Annotated in this window: 18 protein-coding genes; 10 read left to right on the plus strand and 8 right to left on the minus strand. The window is 64.7% G+C overall.

Features of this window, described 5'->3' with window-relative positions; genetic code table 11:
* Window positions 1-32: 32 nt before the first annotated feature.
* Window positions 33-1,580, minus strand: coding sequence for a stage V sporulation protein B (gene spoVB, locus BMZ79_RS03470; RefSeq protein ID WP_090636557.1), 1,548 nt, complete (start codon window positions 1,578-1,580; stop codon window positions 33-35).
* Window positions 1,581-1,788: 208 nt separating this feature from the next.
* Between spoVB and BMZ79_RS03475 the strand changes: the two genes are divergently transcribed.
* Window positions 1,789-2,859, plus strand: coding sequence for a Gfo/Idh/MocA family protein (locus BMZ79_RS03475; protein ID WP_090636558.1), 1,071 nt, complete (start codon window positions 1,789-1,791; stop codon window positions 2,857-2,859).
* Between the two features lie 166 nt (window positions 2,860-3,025).
* Window positions 3,026-3,397: a MerR family transcriptional regulator gene (locus BMZ79_RS03480; RefSeq protein WP_090636560.1), complete on the plus strand. Its 372-nt coding sequence runs from the start codon at window positions 3,026-3,028 to the stop codon at window positions 3,395-3,397.
* 232 nt (window positions 3,398-3,629) lie between these two features.
* Here BMZ79_RS03480 and BMZ79_RS03485 read toward each other — a convergent pair whose 3' ends face one another.
* The 3 genes from BMZ79_RS03485 to BMZ79_RS03495 all read right to left on the minus strand — a co-directional run bounded on the left by BMZ79_RS03485 (window position 3,630) and on the right by BMZ79_RS03495 (window position 6,478).
* The gene (locus BMZ79_RS03485) at window positions 3,630-4,712 is read right to left on the minus strand and encodes a glycosyltransferase family 4 protein (protein WP_090636561.1); all 1,083 of its coding nucleotides are present in this window, start codon (window positions 4,710-4,712) and stop codon (window positions 3,630-3,632) included.
* Window positions 4,709-5,932 carry a glycosyltransferase family 2 protein gene (locus tag BMZ79_RS03490; protein WP_090636563.1) on the minus strand — a complete coding sequence of 408 codons (1,224 nt, stop codon included), beginning with the start codon at window positions 5,930-5,932 and terminating at the stop codon, window positions 4,709-4,711. The genes BMZ79_RS03485 and BMZ79_RS03490 overlap by 4 nt, the downstream gene beginning before the upstream one ends.
* A 165-nt stretch (window positions 5,933-6,097) precedes the next feature.
* Window positions 6,098-6,478: a hypothetical protein gene (locus BMZ79_RS03495; protein ID WP_143088879.1), complete on the minus strand. Its 381-nt coding sequence runs from the start codon at window positions 6,476-6,478 to the stop codon at window positions 6,098-6,100.
* A 185-nt stretch (window positions 6,479-6,663) separates the two neighbouring features.
* Here BMZ79_RS03495 and BMZ79_RS03500 point away from each other — a divergent pair, with 185 nt between their 5' ends.
* Window positions 6,664-7,911 carry a hypothetical protein gene (locus tag BMZ79_RS03500; RefSeq protein WP_090636566.1) on the plus strand — a complete coding sequence of 416 codons (1,248 nt, stop codon included), beginning with the start codon at window positions 6,664-6,666 and terminating at the stop codon, window positions 7,909-7,911.
* Between the two features lie 136 nt (window positions 7,912-8,047).
* Here the strand turns inward: BMZ79_RS03500 and BMZ79_RS03505 are convergent, their stop codons facing one another.
* On the minus strand, window positions 8,048-8,422 hold the full coding sequence (locus tag BMZ79_RS03505) for a hypothetical protein (protein ID WP_090636567.1): 375 nt from the start codon (window positions 8,420-8,422) through the stop codon (window positions 8,048-8,050).
* 280 nt (window positions 8,423-8,702) lie between these two features.
* Between BMZ79_RS03505 and BMZ79_RS03510 the strand changes: the two genes are divergently transcribed.
* The 4 genes from BMZ79_RS03510 (at window position 8,703) to BMZ79_RS03525 (ending at window position 12,285) form a co-directional block, all read left to right on the plus strand.
* Entirely contained in the window at window positions 8,703-9,539 is an 837-nt protein-coding gene (locus tag BMZ79_RS03510) for a phytanoyl-CoA dioxygenase family protein (RefSeq protein ID WP_090636569.1), read from the plus strand.
* Between the two features lie 316 nt (window positions 9,540-9,855).
* A complete protein-coding gene (locus BMZ79_RS03515; RefSeq protein ID WP_090636571.1) occupies window positions 9,856-10,818 on the plus strand; it encodes a phytanoyl-CoA dioxygenase family protein in 963 nt (320 codons plus the stop codon).
* 229 nt (window positions 10,819-11,047) lie between these two features.
* Window positions 11,048-11,716, plus strand: coding sequence for a sulfite oxidase-like oxidoreductase (locus BMZ79_RS03520; RefSeq protein WP_090636573.1), 669 nt, complete (start codon window positions 11,048-11,050; stop codon window positions 11,714-11,716).
* Window positions 11,717-11,889: 173 nt separating this feature from the next.
* Window positions 11,890-12,285, plus strand: coding sequence for a VOC family protein (locus tag BMZ79_RS03525; RefSeq protein ID WP_090636575.1), 396 nt, complete (start codon window positions 11,890-11,892; stop codon window positions 12,283-12,285).
* A gap of 76 nt (window positions 12,286-12,361) precedes the next feature.
* Here the strand turns inward: BMZ79_RS03525 and BMZ79_RS03530 are convergent, their stop codons facing one another.
* Window positions 12,362-12,940: a TetR/AcrR family transcriptional regulator gene (locus BMZ79_RS03530; protein WP_090636577.1), complete on the minus strand. Its 579-nt coding sequence runs from the start codon at window positions 12,938-12,940 to the stop codon at window positions 12,362-12,364.
* Between the two features lie 183 nt (window positions 12,941-13,123).
* Here BMZ79_RS03530 and BMZ79_RS03535 point away from each other — a divergent pair, with 183 nt between their 5' ends.
* The 3 genes from BMZ79_RS03535 to BMZ79_RS03545 all read left to right on the plus strand — a co-directional run bounded on the left by BMZ79_RS03535 (window position 13,124) and on the right by BMZ79_RS03545 (window position 16,339).
* Complete coding sequence (locus BMZ79_RS03535) at window positions 13,124-13,867, plus strand: SDR family oxidoreductase (RefSeq protein ID WP_090636580.1); 744 nt, start codon at window positions 13,124-13,126, stop codon at window positions 13,865-13,867.
* Window positions 13,868-14,308: 441 nt separating this feature from the next.
* Window positions 14,309-15,052 (plus strand): SDR family oxidoreductase, encoded by a 744-nt coding sequence (locus BMZ79_RS03540; RefSeq protein WP_090636581.1) that lies wholly within the window; start codon window positions 14,309-14,311, stop codon window positions 15,050-15,052.
* Window positions 15,053-15,220: 168 nt separating this feature from the next.
* The gene (locus tag BMZ79_RS03545; RefSeq protein WP_090636582.1) at window positions 15,221-16,339 is read left to right on the plus strand and encodes a glycosyltransferase family 4 protein; all 1,119 of its coding nucleotides are present in this window, start codon (window positions 15,221-15,223) and stop codon (window positions 16,337-16,339) included.
* A gap of 97 nt (window positions 16,340-16,436) precedes the next feature.
* Here BMZ79_RS03545 and BMZ79_RS03550 read toward each other — a convergent pair whose 3' ends face one another.
* Both BMZ79_RS03550 and BMZ79_RS03555 read right to left on the minus strand, forming a co-directional pair.
* Window positions 16,437-17,702 carry a sensor histidine kinase gene (locus BMZ79_RS03550; RefSeq protein WP_090636583.1) on the minus strand — a complete coding sequence of 422 codons (1,266 nt, stop codon included), beginning with the start codon at window positions 17,700-17,702 and terminating at the stop codon, window positions 16,437-16,439.
* A complete protein-coding gene (locus BMZ79_RS03555) occupies window positions 17,692-18,420 on the minus strand; it encodes a response regulator transcription factor (RefSeq protein ID WP_256252529.1) in 729 nt (242 codons plus the stop codon). The genes BMZ79_RS03550 and BMZ79_RS03555 overlap by 11 nt, the downstream gene beginning before the upstream one ends.
* Window positions 18,421-18,579 lie beyond the last annotated feature (159 nt).

Raw genomic sequence — 18,579 nt, forward strand, 5'->3', positions numbered from 1 at the left:
CCGGCGGATACATGCTGCGCGGCGCTGCCGGGTTACCACGACACCGGCGCGCGGCGCACCTGCTTCCAGCGCCAAGCGTTCGTAAGGGACAGCAGCGCGAGATAAAGCGCCAGCGCGCCCGTTGCCGACGCCGTGACGCTCCAGAGCAGCGGCCAGCCCTCGCGGATCAGGAAGTCGTACGCCGCCCGCCCGCAGACGGCCATGACCGACATGCAGAAGCCGACCTTGATATACGGCTCTACCCGCCAGTAGAAGCCGATGCTGCCGGACACGGAGAAGAAGTTCAGCAGCGTCTGCATGACGATGCCGACGCCGAGGCCGACCGCGACGCCGGCGATGCCGAATTGGCTGCCGAAGACGAAGATCGACGCCGTCTTGAACGCCGTGGCCAGCACGAAGTTCCACAGCGCGGCTCCCGCCCGGCCGAGGCCGAGCAGAATCGCGTGCAGCGGCGCGTCGAAGTAGTGGAGGAAGAACATCGGCGCCAGGATCTTGAGCAGCAGCCCCGCTTCCGGCGCGTGATAGACGAGCGTCGTCAGCGGCGTGGCCCAGACGAACAGGATGACGGTCGCCGGCGCGCCGATGAGCAGGCCCATCCGCAGCGCTTGGTCCATCCGCGTGTGCATGAGCATGCCCTGCTTGTTCACCGAAGCTTCGCCGATCGCCGGGATGAGCGCCGTGGACAGCGAATGCGTGATGAAGCTCGGCATGAACAGGAGGGGAAAGGCGTAGCCGGCGAGCATGCCGAACTGCTTCGTGGCGACCGCCGTGCCGATGCCGGCGAGCGCCAGGCTGCTCGTGATGAGCAGCGGCTGGAAGGCGCCGTAGACCGACTGGACCACGCCCTGCCCGGTGGTCGGCAGGCCGATCTTCAGCAGCTCGGAAAGCGCGGGCTTGCCGGTCCTCAGATGGTTCGACCACGTCTCGCCCGGCTCCTTCGCTTCGCCGTGCAGCTTGTAGCTGAAGCCGAGGAACAGCAGGCTGACCGCTTCGCTGACGACGGAGGCGGCCATGGCGCCGGCGGCCGCGTACGCGACGCCGTACGGCATGAGCAGGTGCACCAGCGCGAGCACGCAGGCGATCTGCACCGTATGCTCGAGCACGTCGGAGGCGGCGATCGTCTTCATGCGCTGCATGCCGCGGAAGTAGCCCTTCAGCACGGCGGAGACGGCGACGATCGGCGCGATCGGCGTGATCGCGAGCATCGCGTAATACGCCCGCTGATCGCTCAGCAGCAGCTTGGCGATCCATTCGGAGCCGAGCAGCGAGGCGGTCGTGAGCGTGACGCTCAGGATGCCGGTGACGGCCAGCGACACGTGCAGGATGCGCCGCACCTTCGCCCGCTCGCCGCGGGCGCTGGCTTCCGCGACGAGCTTGGAGATCGCGACCGGCAGGCCGAGCTCCGTGATCGTGATGACGAGCGGCACGAGGGGATGCGCCATCATCAGGATGCCGATGCCCTCCGCGCCGAGCACGCGGGCGACGAACATGCCGCTGATGAAGCCCAGGATCCGGTTCACGAAGGCCGCGACGGACAAGACGAGCGTGCCTCGCATGAACGAATGTTCCGGTTTTGCCATGATAAGGGTACCTCCCGATGCTCGAATACTTACATGTGTATTCCGGCCGCGGGACAGACATGCGAACAAGCTCGCGGCCCGGCCGATCGCCCGCCCGTTGAATGTCCGTGAGGGCGGCGCCGGGTCGCGCGGCGCTTGCCGGGGCGGCGCGCTTGGGCCATAATGGGAACGGACGCCTATTCATGAAGACTGGACGGTGAATCCCTGAATGAACGAACCCCGCAAGCTCAATGTAGGCGTGCTCGGCTGCGGCCCGATTTCGCAGGCGGCGCATCTGGAGGCGTGCGCGCGCGCCCGCAACGCGGACTTGTACGCGATCTGCGACGTCGCCCCGGATCTGCTCGATAAAATGAACGCCAAATTCGCGCCCGCACGCGCCTACTCCGATTACGACGCCATGCTCGCGGACCCGAACGTGGACGCCGTCGTCATCGGCATCGCGGACCAATTCCACGTGCCGATGGCGGAGAAGGCGATCCGGGCCGGCAAGCACGTGCTGGTCGAGAAGCCGCTCGGCGTGACGATCGAGGAATGCGAGGCGCTGGAGGCGCTCGTCCTGCGGACGGACAGGGTGATGCAGGTCGGCAACATGAAGCGCTTCGATCCCGGCATCGCGTACGCGCGGCGCTTCATCCGGGAGGAGATGGGCGAGATGCTCGCGCTGAAGGCCTGGTACTGCGATTCGACTTATCGGTACGAAGTGACGGAGAACGTCATGCCGATTCTCGCCGCGAGCGAAGCGGCCTTGAAGCCGGAGGGCAACCCGAAGCTGGACAAGCAGCGGTACTTCATGATGACGCACGGCAGCCATCTGGTGGACACGGCCCGGTACTTGGGCGGCGAGATCGAGAGCGTCCAGGCGTGGCACGCGCAGCGGTTCGGGGCGTACAATTGGCTCTGCACGGTCGAATTCGCAAGCGGCATCGCCGGCCAGCTCGACCTGACGGTCGCCGTCCGCATGGACTGGCACGAAGGCTTCGAGGTGTACGGCGAGCACGGCAGCGTCGTCGCCAAGACGTACAATCCGTGGCTGTTCAAGGCAAGCGACGTGGAGGTGTTCTCGGCACGGGACGGGGTGTACCGCAGGCCGCTCGGCGCGGACGCCCACGTCTACCGGCTGCAGCTGGAGGGCTTCGCCGACGCGATTCTGCGCGGCGCGCCGCAGATCGGCGCGACCGTCGCCGACGGCACTCGGAACCTGCGCGCCATGGTCGCGATCGCGCGGTCGGCGGAGAGCGGGCGCAAGGTGCGGCTGGACGAAGTCGGCGGCGCCGTCTAGCGCGGGCGGCCGCCGGCGGCCTTCGGACGCGCCAGATTGCGTTTGCCGTCGGCGTTCGGCGCATCGCCCGGCCGGCGAAGATCGCATCGCGGGCGCTGCCATTGACCCTCTCATGGGCGTCAGGGTTTAGAATGGAACCACCCCATGCGGAAGGAGGGGACGACGGATGCGGATCGGGGAATTGGCGGCGCGCACGGGCGCCAGCATCCGCTCGCTGCGGTACTACGAGCAGCAGGGGCTGCTGACGCCGCTGCGGGAGGATAACGGGTACCGGGTCTACTCGCCGTTCGCGGAGGAGCAGGTGCGGACGATCCGCCTGTATTTGAACCTCGGGCTGACGACGGACGAGATCGCGGGCATCCTGCAATGCGTGCTGATGAACAAAGAAGCGTTCTGCGAGCAAGTGCTTCCCATCTACCGGCAGAAGCTGGAGCAGATCGACGAGCAGCTCCGGCTGCTGACGGGCATTCGCCGCAACTTGGTCGACCGCATCGACGCCATCGCGCGCGAACGGCAAGGCGAAGCGCGCGACGCTTAGACGGTTGCGATCGCGCGAGCTGCGCGGCACCGGCGCGTGCCGCTTCAGCTCCGGCAGCGGGCGCGAAGCGGAGGAACGCCGCCAGGGAGCGGCCGCGAATCCGCTCCGCGAACGAAGAAGAGGACCCCGCCGCAAGGCAACGGGGTCCTCTTCTTCGTTCCGGTCCGTTCGTTCGGGTCCGCATGCTCCGATCCGTTCGTTCCGGTCCGCTTGGTCCGCGGCCCGAACGCCGCTACGACCGGACCCGCGCTTCCTTCAGGCTCCGCAGCATCCGGAGGAAATTGTCGGCGTACTTCTCGCAGGAGAAATGCGTCTTGATGTGGCGTTCCGCCTGTTTGACGATCCGCCTGCGCAGCGGCGCGTCCCCCATAAGCGACTGCGCCGCCTGCACGGCTTTGGCGATATCCGTCCGGGGATACAGCTTCCCGGTGACGTCGTGCTCGAGAAACCGGCGGATGCCGTCCGAATCCGTCGTCAGCACGGGACAGCGGCACAGCATCGCCTCCGCGACGGCGTAGCCGAAGCCTTCCAGGATGGACGTCGACAGGAGGAAGCCGCCCGAGTCGCCGATGATCGACATGTAATCCGCCATCTGCTCGTGCGGAATGTTGGCGTGCATCACGAGCTTCTCCCGCAGCCGGAGGGCGTCCACCCATTGCTCGAACAGCGCCTTCTCCCGCGGCTCGCCCAGACTCAAGTCGCCGAATACCCACAAGTAGCAGGCCGGCTCCAGCGCGACCAGCCTCGCGCCGATCAGCAGGAAGTCCCGCCAGTTTTTGTTCTCCTCGATGCGGCCGACCCAGCCGACGACCGGGAAGGGCTTCGGAGGATAGGAGACGTAGCCGAAGTCCTTCGTATCGAGCGGGTCGTCGAAGCAGAAGTGCGGGACCCCCGGCATATTCTCGTTCATCAGCTGCCGGATATGGCTCGTTTCGGGATACAGCACGGCGTCCGCCGTCTGCAGCACGCGCCCCGCGATGTCCCGCAAGATGTCGCTCGCGGTCTTCAAGGTGCCGAGGCCTTGAATTTCGAAGATGAGCAAGCCCTCGTAGCCGATCCGCCGCAGCAGCTGCATCAGCACCACGTCGCTGCAAACGACGACGGCGTCGTACCGCTCGCGGTCGACGAGCCGCTTGATCGCCGCTTCGTCGTTCGTGACGAAGGTCGGGATGTTCTTGATGTTGCGCCGCCCGTTGCCGTCGACCGTGTAGAGCAGATGGCATTCTACCTTCTGCTGATTCAGCGCTTTGCAGCGGATCCGGTTCAACGTTTCCATGCCGCCGCTCGGGTTGAAGAACGTGAAGAGGACTTTCATGTGGCATCACCCGATTGCGCGCGGATCGTCTTCAAGCTGTCGATGAGCGCCTGCCGGCGGTACAGCTCGTCGTAGACGGCATGCGCGGCCGAAGCGAGCTCATGCCGGTAGCCGAGCTGCGTGCGGTCGTCGGTGTAATAGTCGGACAGCGCGCTCGGCGGCGCCTTCTCCAGCTGATCGTACAGGACGTTCATGTCCATGGCGTCCTTGAACAGCCTCGGCCCGAGCACGTAGCCATAGGGCGTCTGGAGCATCTGCGCCGCGTGCAGCAGCGCCGTCGCCGCGCTCGCGCCGGGAAACCATTTGAAATCCGTCACCGGATGCGAGATGCGCGACAGATCCGCCGTGACCCGCATATCCGGCGACAGGTCCAGGACGTAGCATAAGTAATTGCTGAACGTTTGCTCGTATAAGTTTTCGATCCGTTCGATCGCCTGCGGACCGGACTCCGCGAGCGGGTACAAGATCGTGACGGCCGGCGCGATGCCGCGGCGCATCCGGGCTTGATGCCGGGTCAGATGATACGCGTACCGCCACTTGCGGTGCTGTTCCGCCGTGCGAAGCGAGGCCGACACGCTGAAGGCGGAATCGACGCGGTAATCCATCAGCTCGACGGGGAGGAACTTGATCTCGCAATGCTCGGTCAGCTTGAGCCAGTAATCGTAATCCTCCACGGGCGCCATCCCGTATCCGTCCGTCATCGCGGCATAGCAGGCTTTATACATAAAGGAAACGCCGACGATCGAGGAGTCCAGCAGCTTCTCCTTGGGCTGCGACTGGTACTGACGCTGGACCGCGAGGTGCTGCTCGGAATTAAGCGGCCGTCCCTCGTCGTCGATGGACTGGAACGAGCTGTACACGAGCCCGAGCTCCCGCGGGCCTTTCGCGAGCGCGCTTCGGAGCGTGTCGAGAAAGCGGGGATAGTACACGTTGTCGGTGGATACCCAGGTCAGATACTTGATCTCCGGCTTGCCGAGAAGCGCCTTGAATCCGGTATTGAGCGCCGCCGCGACGCCTTGGTTGAAGGCATGGGAGATCACCTCGGCGCGGCGGTCGCCGCCCAGCAGCCCGCGGACGAGCGGCTCCATTTCCGGCGCGCCGTCGATGACGACGACGAGTTTGTAGTCGCGGAACGTTTGCTTCAGCACCGAGTTCACAGCCGCTTCCAGAAACGCGGGCTTTTGCTTGTAGACGGGCATGACGATGCCTAAATCGGTCATTCTCCTCGCTCCTTCCGCCGCAGCGATCTTGTAGCCAGTGTATGACGGCGGCCTGCTTTTGCTTGTGCGGCTATCCGGTCCGGGCGGCGATTCGCGCGGCGCGGACGCGAAGAAAGCCGGCGTATCCGCCGGCTCCCTCTGCCAATTGGCCCTGTTCCCGAACGATTATGCACCCGGCGGGGTCGCCAGCAAGGAAATCTCGGTCATTTCTTCCTGCAGCACGCGGTGGCCGTCGACGATTTTGCCGAATTCGTCCAGCCCGAAGGTCGTCATGACGACCTCCGTCAGCGGACCGATGACGGAAGTCTGCACTTCGTACGCCAGATTGCCGGCGATGAAGAAGCTGCGGATGTCGCTCGACTTGGCGTCGACGATATAGCCCGTCAAATAGGCCAGCGTCAGTACGCCCGTCGTGGCCGGCACGATGAATACTTCGACGATGACGAGCGCTTCGATGTTGGCGTTGTTGCGGGCGTTCACGACGACGTTCGATACCGCGGATCCCACGGAGTCGACATTGGTCAACAATCCGGTTGTAAATGGCATGTCCTCACTTCCTTTTCTCCAGGATATACCAGCTTATTCCTATCGAGAGGGAAGTTGCGAGACGAATTTCCGGCGCGAACCGCCCGTTTTGCGGCTCATCGGCATCCGTACAATCCGTTTCGGGACAGCACCCGTACACTGCCTTTAGAAGATTCATTAAGGTCAAATTAAGAGGGAGAAGGCCAATGACCAATTTCAACTTTCAGGTAACGCCGACGGGCAACAACAAGTTCGAGCCGAGCGTCGCGGTCAACCTGCTAGTGCCGGGCATCATGGTATCCGTCGCCGTCGACGAGACGACGGGCGTGCCGCTGATCGGCGCGTACCGGTCGCTGGACGGGGGCTTCAGCTGGTCGAACAGCCTGCTGCCGCTGCCGGCCGGCTACACCGGCGCGGAGGCGCCCTATGTATCCTACGGCTTCCCCAACGTTTTCGTCGTGACCGCGCACGTATTTCCGGGACCCTCTTCCGGTACGGCCGTGGCCTACACGTCCACGGACAACGGCGCCACGTACGGCGCGCCGGTTGTCATCGGGTCCGGCTACGGATCGTACATCAACAACGACGAAACGAACGTCTATATCGATACGTCGCAGTCGAGCCCATACCTCGGCAATATGTACATCAGCTACAACCACCAGTTCAACGTCGAAAACGGCGGCAACTCGACGGCGTTCATCCAGCGGCTGAAGAGCAATTCCACGACGTGGGACCAGCCGATCCTGCTCTCGAGCGAAGCCGATCAGGTCGAACGGCCGGACATCACCGTCGACTTGACCGGCATCGTCTTCGCGGCTTGGGTCACCGTTGACCCGAACTTCCGGTTCATCGTGCGGACATCGCTGGACGGCGGCACAACGTTCGACGGCGGCGTCGTCGTCTCCGCCGTCGTGCCCGTGCCGTCGCCGCTGCCCGTCGTCGGTTACAACTTCCGGGTCCTGACGTTCGCCGCCATCTCGTCGGACCGGTCCGTCGGTCCGTTCACGGGCACGGTCTACGCCGTCTGGCAGGATAACCGGCTGGGCTACGCGGACATCTTCATGTCGAAGCGCTCGACGGTCGACGGGTCCTGGTCCGTACCCGTGACGATCACGGGCGCGCCGGCGAACTCGCAGAATTTCTTCCCCGACGTCGACGTCGATCCGCTCACGGGCGTCGTCAACGTGATCTACTACAGCAACCAGGTGAACGGCTTCGACCTCGACGTCTACGTCGCGCGCTCCATCAACGGCGGCGCGACCTTCACGAACACGCGCATCACGAACCAGTCGTTCAACCCGAACGGCACCTCTCCGGTGCCCGTGCCGCTCATCGGCGATTACATCTCGATCGCGAGCGTGCCGCCGGGCGGCTACATCGGCGTCTGGATGTCGACGCAGCCGGCGGGCACGCAAACTATTTTCGCGGGCTATTCCGATATCGTCATTACGTAAGATCGCGGTCGTCAATCGCCGCCACTTGGCGGGGCGGCCGGACGCATACGGAAGCAACGGCTCATGCGGGCGCATGAGCCGTTAACCGTTTTCCGTCTGCGCTTCCCGTCTGCGCGAACGGGCATGTCCGACATGTTCACTTGGATGGACTGAGACCTAGGATGCCGTTCAGGTCGTTCTGCCTGAAGTGCTGATCGGTCACGAGATTCCCGAATTCGTTGATCCCGTAGACGGACAGCGCGACGCTCGGCGGCAGGAGGGACGTGTACATCTGCACCTCGTACGCCACGTTGCCCGCGACGCCGAACATCCGCACGTCGTAGGAATCCGGCGGCACGGTGTAGGAGACGAGATAAGGCGTATAGAAGACGGACGAATCGGCGGACGCGAACAGCTTCACGATGACCAGAAGCGGGTTCGCCAAATCCAGGTTCCGCGCGTTCACGACGACGTTGGCCGCGGCCGAGCCGATATCCCGCGTGTTGGTGACGATCCCCGTGGAATAAGGCAACTCGCATCACCTCCTTTCGGCGAGACATGCTCCATTCTATGAAAATCGTTTCAAAGGCGTACAGGCGAACCGCCGGCCTCGCGCAAATCCGCGAACGGCGGTCATTCGCGCGGCGCAAGCCGCCGGCGACGGATGAACCGCGATGCCGGGGACGGCGGCAAAAGAGGTATTGTGGGATGATCGCGCAGCGGCTATAATCATATGTGCCCGTGCACATGAAACCGTTAACACGGACAAGCGCGGCGACCGGGAGAACATCCACAACGCGAGGTGAACGAGGTTGAAGATTAGCCAAGAAGAACTGGAAACGCTGCAATTGAACGAAGCGACGATCGAGCTCGCCGTCAACCTGATCAAAGTAAACGGCTACGTCCTTTTCGAAGGCGTGCTGCCGGAGGCGAAAGTAACCGAGCTGCGCGAAGCTTTCAAGGCGAGCATGAAGTGGTTCCTCGATAAGCACGGCGAAGCGATCTATCTGAACAAGACGGGCTTCAACGAAGGCACGAACCACCTCGGCATCTTCCTGCCTTTCGCTCCGCCGTTCAACGATCCGCTCGTCATCGAGCATCCCTTCGCGCTCGCGGTCATCGACCGCCTGCTCGGGCCGGACCATGCCGTAACGCTGTTCTCGTCGAACACGTCGCTGCCGGGCGGCCGCAAGCCGCAGCCCGTTCACCCGGACTACGGCGCGCGCTTCGGCGACCTGTGCAAGGTCTCGCTGCCGATCACGGACCTCGTGTTCAACATACCGCTCGTCGACGTCCACGAAGGCAACGGACCGATGGAGATCTGGCCGGGCGGAACGCATTTGCTGCCGGACAACTATTACGGGCCGAACGGGCCGAACCCGGAGGAGCTCGCGCCGCACATGCATTCGATGAAGGTGCACATGCCGGCGGGCTCGATCCTGATCCGCGACGTCCGCATGTGGCACCGGGGAACGCCGAACCGGAGCGACGAGATCCGTCCGAATCTGGCGCTCATCTACAGCGCGTCCCACCGCGACAACACGGTGCAGATTCCGCAGGAGACGTACGACGGGTTATCCGAGCGGGCCAAGCATCTCTTCCGCTGGCAGAAGATCGGCTATCCCGCCATCGAGCCGACGCACGAATAGACGCCGCCGCGCATGCCGCCGGTTTGCCCCGGCCGGCATGGGCACGGCCGGCATGAAATACACCCGAACGCGAGCCGCGGATTCCGCGGCTTTTTGCATGGACACGACGCGCGGCGGTCCGGCCCGGCCGGCTTGCGCCGGAACCGAGGTCGTTAAGCGGGGCGGCGTCCCAGCCGGCCTCAGGTCAGCTCTGCCCGAGCCCAAGGCCGCAGAAGGTCATAAAACCGTCAATACGATCCTATTACGTCGTAGTTGAAGCGTCTCCGGCGCTCTATAGTGAATGGGAGAGGATCAGCAAACGATAGGATGTGAGACGATGCAACCGAAAGTGTTGACGAACGCGCAGATCGAGCAGTTCATCGAGCTCGGCTACGTGCATCTGGAAGAGGCGTTTCCGCGCAAGGCGGCGCTCGCCGCGCAGGATTACCTGTGGGCGCAGGTCGAGAAGCGAGGGGTACTGAAGCAGGACCGTTCGACCTGGAACCAGCCGATGGTGCATATCCGGGAGCAATTCGACGCGGAGGAATTCCAGGCTTGCAACACGCTGCGGCTGGCCGACGCCATCGAAGACGTGGTCGGCGCGGGCCGGTGGAAGGAGCGTTCCGTCTACGGCCAAGAAGGGGACAAGACGCTGTGGGGCTGGTGGCCGGTGAATTTCGCCGCCGGCGCCGATCAGCCGTGGGACGTGCCGACGAACGGCTGGCACTGGGACGGCATGAGCCGCCCGCATTACGTGGACAGTCCGGAGCAGGGACTGCTGCTGCTCTGCATTTTCTCCGACATCGGCCTGCGCAGCGGCAGCACGCTCGTGGCCGAAGGCTCGCACAAGATCGTGTCCAAGCTGCTGGCGGAGCATGGCGACGGACCGATGGCGGGCGAAGCGATCCAGCTCGCGAACCGCTCCCATCCGTGGCTGCGGGAGCTGACGAACACCAAGGAGAGCGACACGGGCGCCGTCGACGTCTACGCGGACGGCGCGGCCGCGCAAGCCGCGCCGGCAGCCGAGGCGGGGAATCGCGTCGCGGCGTTCATGGAGCGGGAGCACGCGGACGCGGACGGCTTCCGCCTGCGCGTCGCGGAGACGCCCGCGTCGGCCGGCGACGTGCTGCTCTGCCATCCGTTCCTCTACCACTGCGCGTCGCAAAACCATTCCGGCGTGCCGCGGTTCATGTGCAACCGCGCGACCCCGCTCGTCCGCCGGATGAATCTGAACCGGGCGAATCCGGCCGAGTACTCGCCGCTCGAGCTCAGCGTGCGGCAGTCGTTCGTCCGGGCGTAAGCCCGCGAGCGGCCGAAAGGAGAACCCGCGAGGCGCCGCGCGACGAGCGTTCCGGGTTCCTGCCGGGCCGCGCCTCGGTCCTGCTCCGTCTTCATTACAGCCGCGCGTCTCATGAAGAGCCGCGCAACGGGCTGCCGGAATTTTCCGGCAGCCTTGTTGACGTTGCGGGACAAGTATTCTAGGATAATGGCATACGCAAGCTATTCAAACCGACAAAGGAGTCACGCACATGCATAACAAAGCCGAGCGGCTGCAGCGGGCGAAGCCGCCCGTCGCCGAATCGCCCCCGGAGCTGGCCCACCGGCTGCCGCCGGGCCAAATTTGGACGGAGCGGTTTCCGATCCTCCACGAGGGCGAGGTGCCGAACTACGACATGGCGGCCTGGAATTTCCGGCTCTTCGGCGAAGTCGGAGAGGAGCTCGTCCTGAGCTACGATGACCTGATGGCGCTGCCGCAAACCGAAATCCAGGTCGACATTCACTGCGTCACGCGCTGGTCCAAGGCGGATACGACCTGGAAGGGCGTACGCGTCCGGGATCTGCTCGAGCGGCTGAACGTCGAACCGGAGGCGCTTCACGTTATGGTGCATGCCGACCCGGATTACGAGACGAACCTGCCGCTGCGCGACTTGCTCGGCGATCAGGTGCTGCTCGCCCACACCTACGACGGCCGGCCGCTGACGGCGAAGCACGGAGGACCGCTGCGGCTCGTCGTGCCGCATCTGTATTTCTGGAAAAGCGCCAAATGGGTCCGCGGCTTCGAATTCATGAAGCGCGACCGGCCGGGCTTCTGGGAGCGCAACGGCTTCCATAACGTGGCCGAGCCGTTCCGGGAGGAGCGGTTCTCCGAGGAAGGCCATATGCCGGAAGACGAGTGGAAGAATTTCGAATTTGATTGAATGCAGGCAGAAGAAGGCTGAATAAGGGCGGGATGTACGTCGCTCGAAACGGCCGAGGAGCAAGGGAGCTAGTCAAATCGAACGAAATCGGGCGATGAGGCGCGACGACCGTCAAGCGATGAACATCATGAATCCCCGCGCAGTCCGATATCCGTGAAAGAAGAGGTGCGTCCATGTCAGCGCTGGGAACGAAGAAGATCGCATTCATTACGCTGTTCGTCGAAGATTTGCCGCGCGCGAAGACGTTTTACGAGGCGGTCTTCGGCTCGCCCGCCGTATTCGAAGATCCGCATTCCGCCGTCTATCCCTTCGGCAACCTGAGCATCAACCTGCTGATCGCGTCCGAGGCGCCCGGGCTGATCGGCCCGGCGAAGGTCGCGGGCGGCGAGGCCGGCTCGCGGTTCCAATTCACGATCCCGGTCGAGGACGTCGACGGCGCGTGCGAGGAGCTGCGAGGCCGCGGCGTCGAGCTGCTGAACGGCCCGATGGACCGGCCGTGGGGCGTCCGCACCGCGTGCTTCGCCGACCCGGACGGCCATGTCTGGGAGCTCGCGCAGCAGCTGGGTTAAGCGTCGTCGCAACATGAAGAAATCCGCGTTCGCGCGGCTTTTTTTGTTGCTTCATGACCGCGCTTGCCCGGCGTGATCAGTCCAGCTCGACGTTCTTCGCGAACAGGTCGCTCAGCTGCTCCGCCATCGCCTCCGGGGAATGGGGCATGGCGCGCCGAATCCACCATTCCACGATGCCGACGAACGCGGAGGCCATGAATTCGGCGTGCAGCTCGTGATCGACGCGCGCCGCGCCGCCGTTCGTCTCAAGCTTTCGCCGGACGCCGCCGGCGACGAACGCCAGCATCCGTTCCCGGAACACGGACGTCCGCTGATTGGCGAACATGGCCGAGAAGAACGGATAGTTCGCCGCGAGGTAGTCGAAGACCGGCTTCAGCTCGCTGCCGAGCGCGGGAATATCGTCCGTTGACGCGGCGCCGCCGTGCCCGCAGAAGGCAAGGAGCCGGTTTAGATGGCTGTCGATGTTTTTGTCGAGGAGATCGTATTTGTCCGCGTAATGCAAGTACACCGTTCCGCGGTTCACGTTGGCGCGGTCGGAAATGTCGTTGATCGTAATCTGCTGGAACTCCTTCTCGGCGAACAGCTCCAAAAACGCTTTATTGATCGCTTCCCGCGTTTTCACCACGCGGCGGTCGAGTTTGGCTTCGGCGTTCATGGCGCACGCTCCTTTCGTTAATCAACATCATCCGATCGGATGTCGCATATGGGACGAAACCGCCGACATCGGCGATTGAAGTCCCGTTCGATCTCCTTATAATGATAATCAACGAACGCCAAATATTCAACGCGTGTTGAGTAAAAAGCGTTCGAAATCGATTAGGGCGAGGGGAAATCGAGCATGAATAACATCACGGGGAAAGTCGTCGTCATTACGGGCGCGTCGAGCGGCATCGGGGAAGCGACGGCCAAGCGGCTGGCGGAGAAGGGGGCCAAGCTGGTAGTGGCCGCACGGTGCGAGGACCGGCTGAAGGCGCTGGCGGCGGAGATCGTCCGGGCGGGCGGGGAGGCGGCGTACGCGGTCGCCGACGTGGCATCGGCGGAAGACATGCGCAAGACGGCGGGCCTGGCCTTGGAGCGTTACGGCCGGATCGACGTGTTGGTGAACAACGCCGGCATCATGCCGGTGTCGCGGCTGAGCGAGCTGCGGGTCGAGGATTGGGACCGGATGATCGACGTCAACGTCAAAGGCGTCCTGCACGGCATCGCGGCGGTGCTGCCGGCCATGCGCGAGCAGCGCTCCGGGCACGTCGTCAACGTCTCTTCGGTGGCGGGTCACGTCGTGAGTCCGACGTCGGCCGTGTACAGCGCGACGAAATTCGCCGTCCGGGCGATCACCGACGGGCTGCGCCAAGAGGAATCGGCGGCTTCGGGCATCCGCGCGACGGTCGTCTCGCCGGGGATTACGGACACGGAGCTGCTGAACACGGTGACGAGTCCCGAGGCGCAGGCGATGGCCAGCCATTTCCAAGGCATGGGCATCTCGCCGGACCGGATCGCGGACGCCATCGTCTATGCGATCGGGCAGCCGGACGACGCGAGCGTGAACGAGATCGTGATTCGGCCGACGGCGCAAACGATGTAACCGCCGATCAGCCGGCAAGCGCGCAAAGCAAGCAAAAAAAGCAAACCGGCAAAGCAGACGAATCCGACGTAACCGGCCGTCCCGAAAAGGGACGGTTTTTTGCGCGGTTTTGCGGCGATTCCGCCGATCGGATGACGGGCAAGCGTTATGGGAAGACTTTGGGAGGACAACAACGAAAGCACGGCCGTGCCACAAGCGGTAAACGAGCCCTACGAGTAAGTTTTAAAATGTCATTTTCACTTCAAAATCATGCGCTGGAAGCCGCTGCTTCCTCCGTTAATCGACGCGAACGGCCCGAGTGTCGCATAGGGGACAGAAGAGCCGACATCAACGATTGAAGTCCCGCCGGAACTCCTTATAATGATAATCAACGGACGCCAATTATTCAACGCGTGTTGAGTAATCGGCTTCGATTCGATAGGACGAAGGAGAAGATCGAGGATGGACAACATAGCGGGGAAAGTCGTCGTCATCACGGGCGCGTCGAGCGGCATCGGGGAAGCGACGGCCAAGCGGCTGGCGGAGAAGGGGGCCAAGCTGGTGCTGGCGGCACGGCGCGAGGACCGGCTGAAGGCGCTGGCGGATGAGATCGTCCGCCTGGGCGGCGAGGCGGCGCACGCGGTCGCCGACGTGGCATCGGCGGAAGACATGCGCAAGACGGCTGGGCTGGCCATGGAGCGTTACGGCCGGATCGACGTGCTGGTCAACAACGCGGGCATCATGCCGGTCTCGCGGCTGAGCGAGCTGCGGGTCGAGGATTGGGACCGGATGATCGACGTCAACGTCAAAGGCGTGCTGCACGGCATCGCGGCGGTGCTGCCGGTCATGCGCGAGCAGCGTTCCGGGCATATCGTCAATCTCTCCTCGACGTCGGGCTACGCGGTCAGTCCGACGTCGGTCGTGTACGGCGCGACGAAGTTCGCCGTCCGGGCGATCACCGACGGGCTGCGCCAGGAAGAATCGGCGGCTTCGGGCATCCGCGCGACGCTCGTCGCGCCGGGCTTGACCGAGACGGAACTGCTGAACGGGCTGACGAGCCCGGAGGCGCGGGCGATCGCCGAGCGGATCAAGGGGCTTGGCATGTCGCCGGACCGGATCGCGGACGCCATCGTTTACGCGATCGGGCAGCCGGACGACGCGAGCGTGAGCGAAATCATCGTCCGTCCGACGGCTTTGGCCATGTAACGGAACGAGCGGACATACGAGAAGCCGACCGGGCCGGTCGGCTACTTTGCGTATCCGTTCATGCGCATCGGAATTATTAATTTGCTTTAATGGCCATACCAGCCTACAACACGTCCGGCCGGCCGGAATACGTTGTGGCATCTCCTCCCGAACCGAAAGGAGCCCGCCATGAAGCTGCTGATCATCGCTCCCGAACAAATTCCCGTTCCGCCGAGAGCGGGCGGATCGGTCGAGAACGTCATCCACCAAATCACGAGCCGGCTGCCGGAGGGTCACCGCGTCACCATCGTCAGCTTATGGCGCGGCTATTTGCCCCGCAAGTCGGTCAACGGTCCCGTCACGAATTTGCGGGTGCCGGGCGGCTCGAAGAAGCGGTATCTCGCCAATGCGCTGCGCCGCGTGAAGGGCCTCGCGTTCGACCTGATTCAAATCGACAACCGTCCGGGCTTCGCCGCCGCCGTCCGGAACGCGTTTCCCCATACGCCGATCGCCGTGTTCATGCATTCCATGACGTTCGCGTCGCCGCCGATGACGACGAGGCGCAAGGCGAACGCCGATTTCCGGCACGCCGACCTCATCGTCGGCAACAGCTTGTCGCTGCAGCGCTCGCTGATGCGCCGCTTCCCCGCGCACCGGAGCAAGATCGCCTACGTGCATCTCGGCGTCGACACCGCGCAGTTCCGGCCGGGCGGCAAGCCGCGCCGCGGCGGCTATCGCTTCCTGTTCGCCGGCCGCATGATTCCGCGGAAGGGCGTGCCGACGCTGCTGCGCGCGTTCAAGATCGCCCGGAAATCGGTGCCGTCCATCCGGCTGTCCGTCGCGGGCGGGACGGGCAAGGCGGCCTATCGGGCTTTCCTGCGCCGCACCGCGCGCCGGTTGAACGTCCCCGTGCAGTTCAAGGGGAACCTGCCGCGCAAGCGCATGCCGGCGTTCTACCGGTCCGGCGATTGCTTCGTCTGCCCCTCGCAGGAGCATGAAGCGTTCGGGCTCGTCAACGTGGAGGCGATGGCGAGCGGGCTGCCCGTCATCGCTTCGCGCAACGGCGGCATTCCGGAGATCGTGAAGGACGGGCGCAACGGCTTTCTCGTGACCCGTTACGGGAAGCCTTCCGCGTTCGCCGCGCGGATGGCGGAGCTGGCCCGCTCCCCGGAGCTCCACCGGCGCCTCTCCGAGCAGGCGCGAACGGACGCGGAGCGCTATTTCGGCTGGCAGCTGACGGCCGCCAAGCTGATGGAGCTCTATGCGGAACGCTTGAAAACGGCCTCGGCCGGCAGGCGGACGAAATAAACCGCGGAGGTTCCGGCCGCGGGCCGGCGGCCGACGCGACCGGCGCGACCGCCGGCCGACCGCGATTCCGCCGGCCCGTAGGGACTTCTTGGCGCGATCAAACGAACGAACCGTGGCGCGCATGCGCCCGGAGCCGGACCTCGACGACCGTTCCCTCGCCGGGTTCGGACGCGATCGTTATGGCGCCGCCGTGCGCCTTCGCGATCCATTCCGCGATGGACAGCCCGAGACCCGTGCCGCCTTCCGCGCGCGAACGGGCTTTGTCCCCGCGGTAGAAGCGGTCGAACACGCGGGGGAGGTCTTCTTTGGCGATCCCGCAGCCGGTATCCGCGACGCCGATGACCGCGAACGATGCCTGCCTGCGGACCGTAAGCGCGATGCGCCCGTCCGGCGGCGTGTACTTGAGCGCGTTGTCCAGCAGGATCGCCAGCAGCTGGCGGACGCGCTCTTCGTCGCCCCGGATCGGCACCGGCGCATCCGCCTCGCAGCGGATCGCCACGCGCTTGGTCGCCGCGAGCAGCCGGAAGCGCGACGCAAGCTCGCGCGCGAGGACGTCGAGCTCGAAGTCCTCGGGGCGCAGCAGGAGACGGTCCGAATCCGAGCGCGCCAAGGTGAGCAGATCGTTGACGAGCCGGCTCATGCGCCGGCTTTCCTTCAAAATGACGTTGATCTGGCCGGCCTCCCGTTCGATGGTGTGTCCGGGGACGCGAAGCAGCAGCTCGGTCTGGGCCTGAACGACCGCGATCGGCGTGCGCAGCTCGTGCGACGCGTCCGCGACGAACCGCGTCTCCTTCTCCCGGGACCTGCGGATCGGCACGAGGGCTCTTCCGGCCAGAAACAGTCCGAGCGGAAGCGAGACCGCCACTCCGGCCGCGGCCGCCGCGTAAATATCCATCCGCAGCGCGCGCAGCGTGCCGCGCGCGTCGTCCAGGTTGCGGACGATGCCGATCTCGGCGATCGTGCGCGGCTCGAGCGCGAGATTGGGATAATTATACGCGCGGTAAGCATGCCCGTTCGCCATTAGCGTGCGGAGCGCGTTCTCGCCCTCGGCCCGCTTGAAGCGCGCGGCCAGCGCGTCCGGGAACGACCGGTTCGGCATCTGTCCGATCAGCTCGCCGCGGGCATCCCAGAACAGGTACGTCGTCGTTTCGTCCTGCGCGGGATCGGGGCCGCCGGCCGCCATCGCGGCGGACAAGTCGTGCAGCGAGGCGATCCGGCTCTCGGCGGCGCTGATGAACTCGTCCGCGTCGTGATACAGGCGGAACCGCATGTGGACGTAGAGCAGCGAGCTAAGCGCCAAGAGGACGAACAGAATGACGACCGCGTTCAGGACGGCAAGCTTGAGCCGGATGCTAGCGAACACGGGCTTTCCCCTGGAGCTTGTAGCCGGCCCCGCGAACGGTGCGCAGCATGGCGTCGGCCTTGTGGGCCGACAGCTTCCTGCGCAAATGATGCACGTAGACGTCGACGGCCGAAGCGCCGACCGCCGAGTGCAGGCCCCAGACGCGGCTCACGATCTGTTCCCGGGTCAGAATCTGGTCCTGATGGCAGATCAAATATTCCAGCAGCTCGTATTCCGTCGCGGTCAGCCGCAGCGCCTTCCCGCCGACGACCGCGTCCCTGGCCGCGGGCACGAGGCGGACGGAGCCGCAGGCAAGCTCGCCTTGCAGGCCGAGCGTGCCCCTGCGGCGGAGCACCGCCCGCGCCCGCGCCAGCAATTCCGAGACGGCGAACGGCTTGACGACGTAATCGTCGGCGCCGGCGTCCAGCCCGCCGACCCGGTCTTCGACCGCGTCCTTGGCCGTCAGCAGAATGATCGGCACGAGCAGGGCTTGCTCCCGCAGCTTGCGCATGATGTCGAAGCCGCTTAGCCCGGGCAGCATCACGTCCAGCACGATCAGGTCGTGGATCGCCCGGGACGCTTGCGCGTAACCGTCCTCGCCGTTGTCGGCGCCGTCGGTCCGGTACGCTTCGCTTTCGAACGCGCTTCGGACGATCCGAAGCAGCGCCGCGTCATCTTCGATCACCAGCACGCGCATGTCCGTCTTCCGCCTTTCCCGTTCCGTCGTTATGGTTCGCATCGCCTTAGTATACGGGAAGCGGACGCGAGAAATGATCGATCGGCGGGAGGAGGACCGTAATTAGGAGGCGTTCCTCCGCGAACCGGGCGGCGAGCGGCGCAGGTCGCGCGGACGTAACCGCTCGGTTTTACGGAGCGGCCGATGATTTAACGGCATTAA

Origin of the sequence: Paenibacillus sp. UNC496MF (assembly GCF_900113915.1) — a bacterium.
Classification (GTDB): Bacteria; Bacillota; Bacilli; order Paenibacillales; family Paenibacillaceae; genus Paenibacillus_Z; species Paenibacillus_Z artemisiicola.

Bases quoted from the DNA above. Each gene is read 5' to 3' on its own strand.
- spoVB (WP_090636557.1), bottom strand. From the start codon at position 1,580: ATGGCAAAACCGGAACATTCGTTCATGCGAGGCACGCTCGTCTTGTCC.
- BMZ79_RS03475 (WP_090636558.1), top strand. From the start codon at position 1,789: ATGAACGAACCCCGCAAGCTCAATGTAGGCGTGCTCGGCTGCGGCCCG.
- BMZ79_RS03480 (WP_090636560.1), top strand. From the start codon at position 3,026: ATGCGGATCGGGGAATTGGCGGCGCGCACGGGCGCCAGCATCCGCTCG.
- BMZ79_RS03485 (WP_090636561.1), bottom strand. From the start codon at position 4,712: ATGAAAGTCCTCTTCACGTTCTTCAACCCGAGCGGCGGCATGGAAACG.
- BMZ79_RS03490 (WP_090636563.1), bottom strand. From the start codon at position 5,932: ATGACCGATTTAGGCATCGTCATGCCCGTCTACAAGCAAAAGCCCGCG.
- BMZ79_RS03495 (WP_143088879.1), bottom strand. From the start codon at position 6,478: ATGCCATTTACAACCGGATTGTTGACCAATGTCGACTCCGTGGGATCC.
- BMZ79_RS03500 (WP_090636566.1), top strand. From the start codon at position 6,664: ATGACCAATTTCAACTTTCAGGTAACGCCGACGGGCAACAACAAGTTC.
- BMZ79_RS03515 (WP_090636571.1), top strand. From the start codon at position 9,856: ATGCAACCGAAAGTGTTGACGAACGCGCAGATCGAGCAGTTCATCGAG.
- BMZ79_RS03520 (WP_090636573.1), top strand. From the start codon at position 11,048: ATGCATAACAAAGCCGAGCGGCTGCAGCGGGCGAAGCCGCCCGTCGCC.
- BMZ79_RS03525 (WP_090636575.1), top strand. From the start codon at position 11,890: ATGTCAGCGCTGGGAACGAAGAAGATCGCATTCATTACGCTGTTCGTC.
- BMZ79_RS03530 (WP_090636577.1), bottom strand. From the start codon at position 12,940: ATGAACGCCGAAGCCAAACTCGACCGCCGCGTGGTGAAAACGCGGGAA.
- BMZ79_RS03535 (WP_090636580.1), top strand. From the start codon at position 13,124: ATGAATAACATCACGGGGAAAGTCGTCGTCATTACGGGCGCGTCGAGC.
- BMZ79_RS03540 (WP_090636581.1), top strand. From the start codon at position 14,309: ATGGACAACATAGCGGGGAAAGTCGTCGTCATCACGGGCGCGTCGAGC.
- BMZ79_RS03545 (WP_090636582.1), top strand. From the start codon at position 15,221: ATGAAGCTGCTGATCATCGCTCCCGAACAAATTCCCGTTCCGCCGAGA.
- BMZ79_RS03555 (WP_256252529.1), bottom strand. From the start codon at position 18,420: ATGCGAACCATAACGACGGAACGGGAAAGGCGGAAGACGGACATGCGC.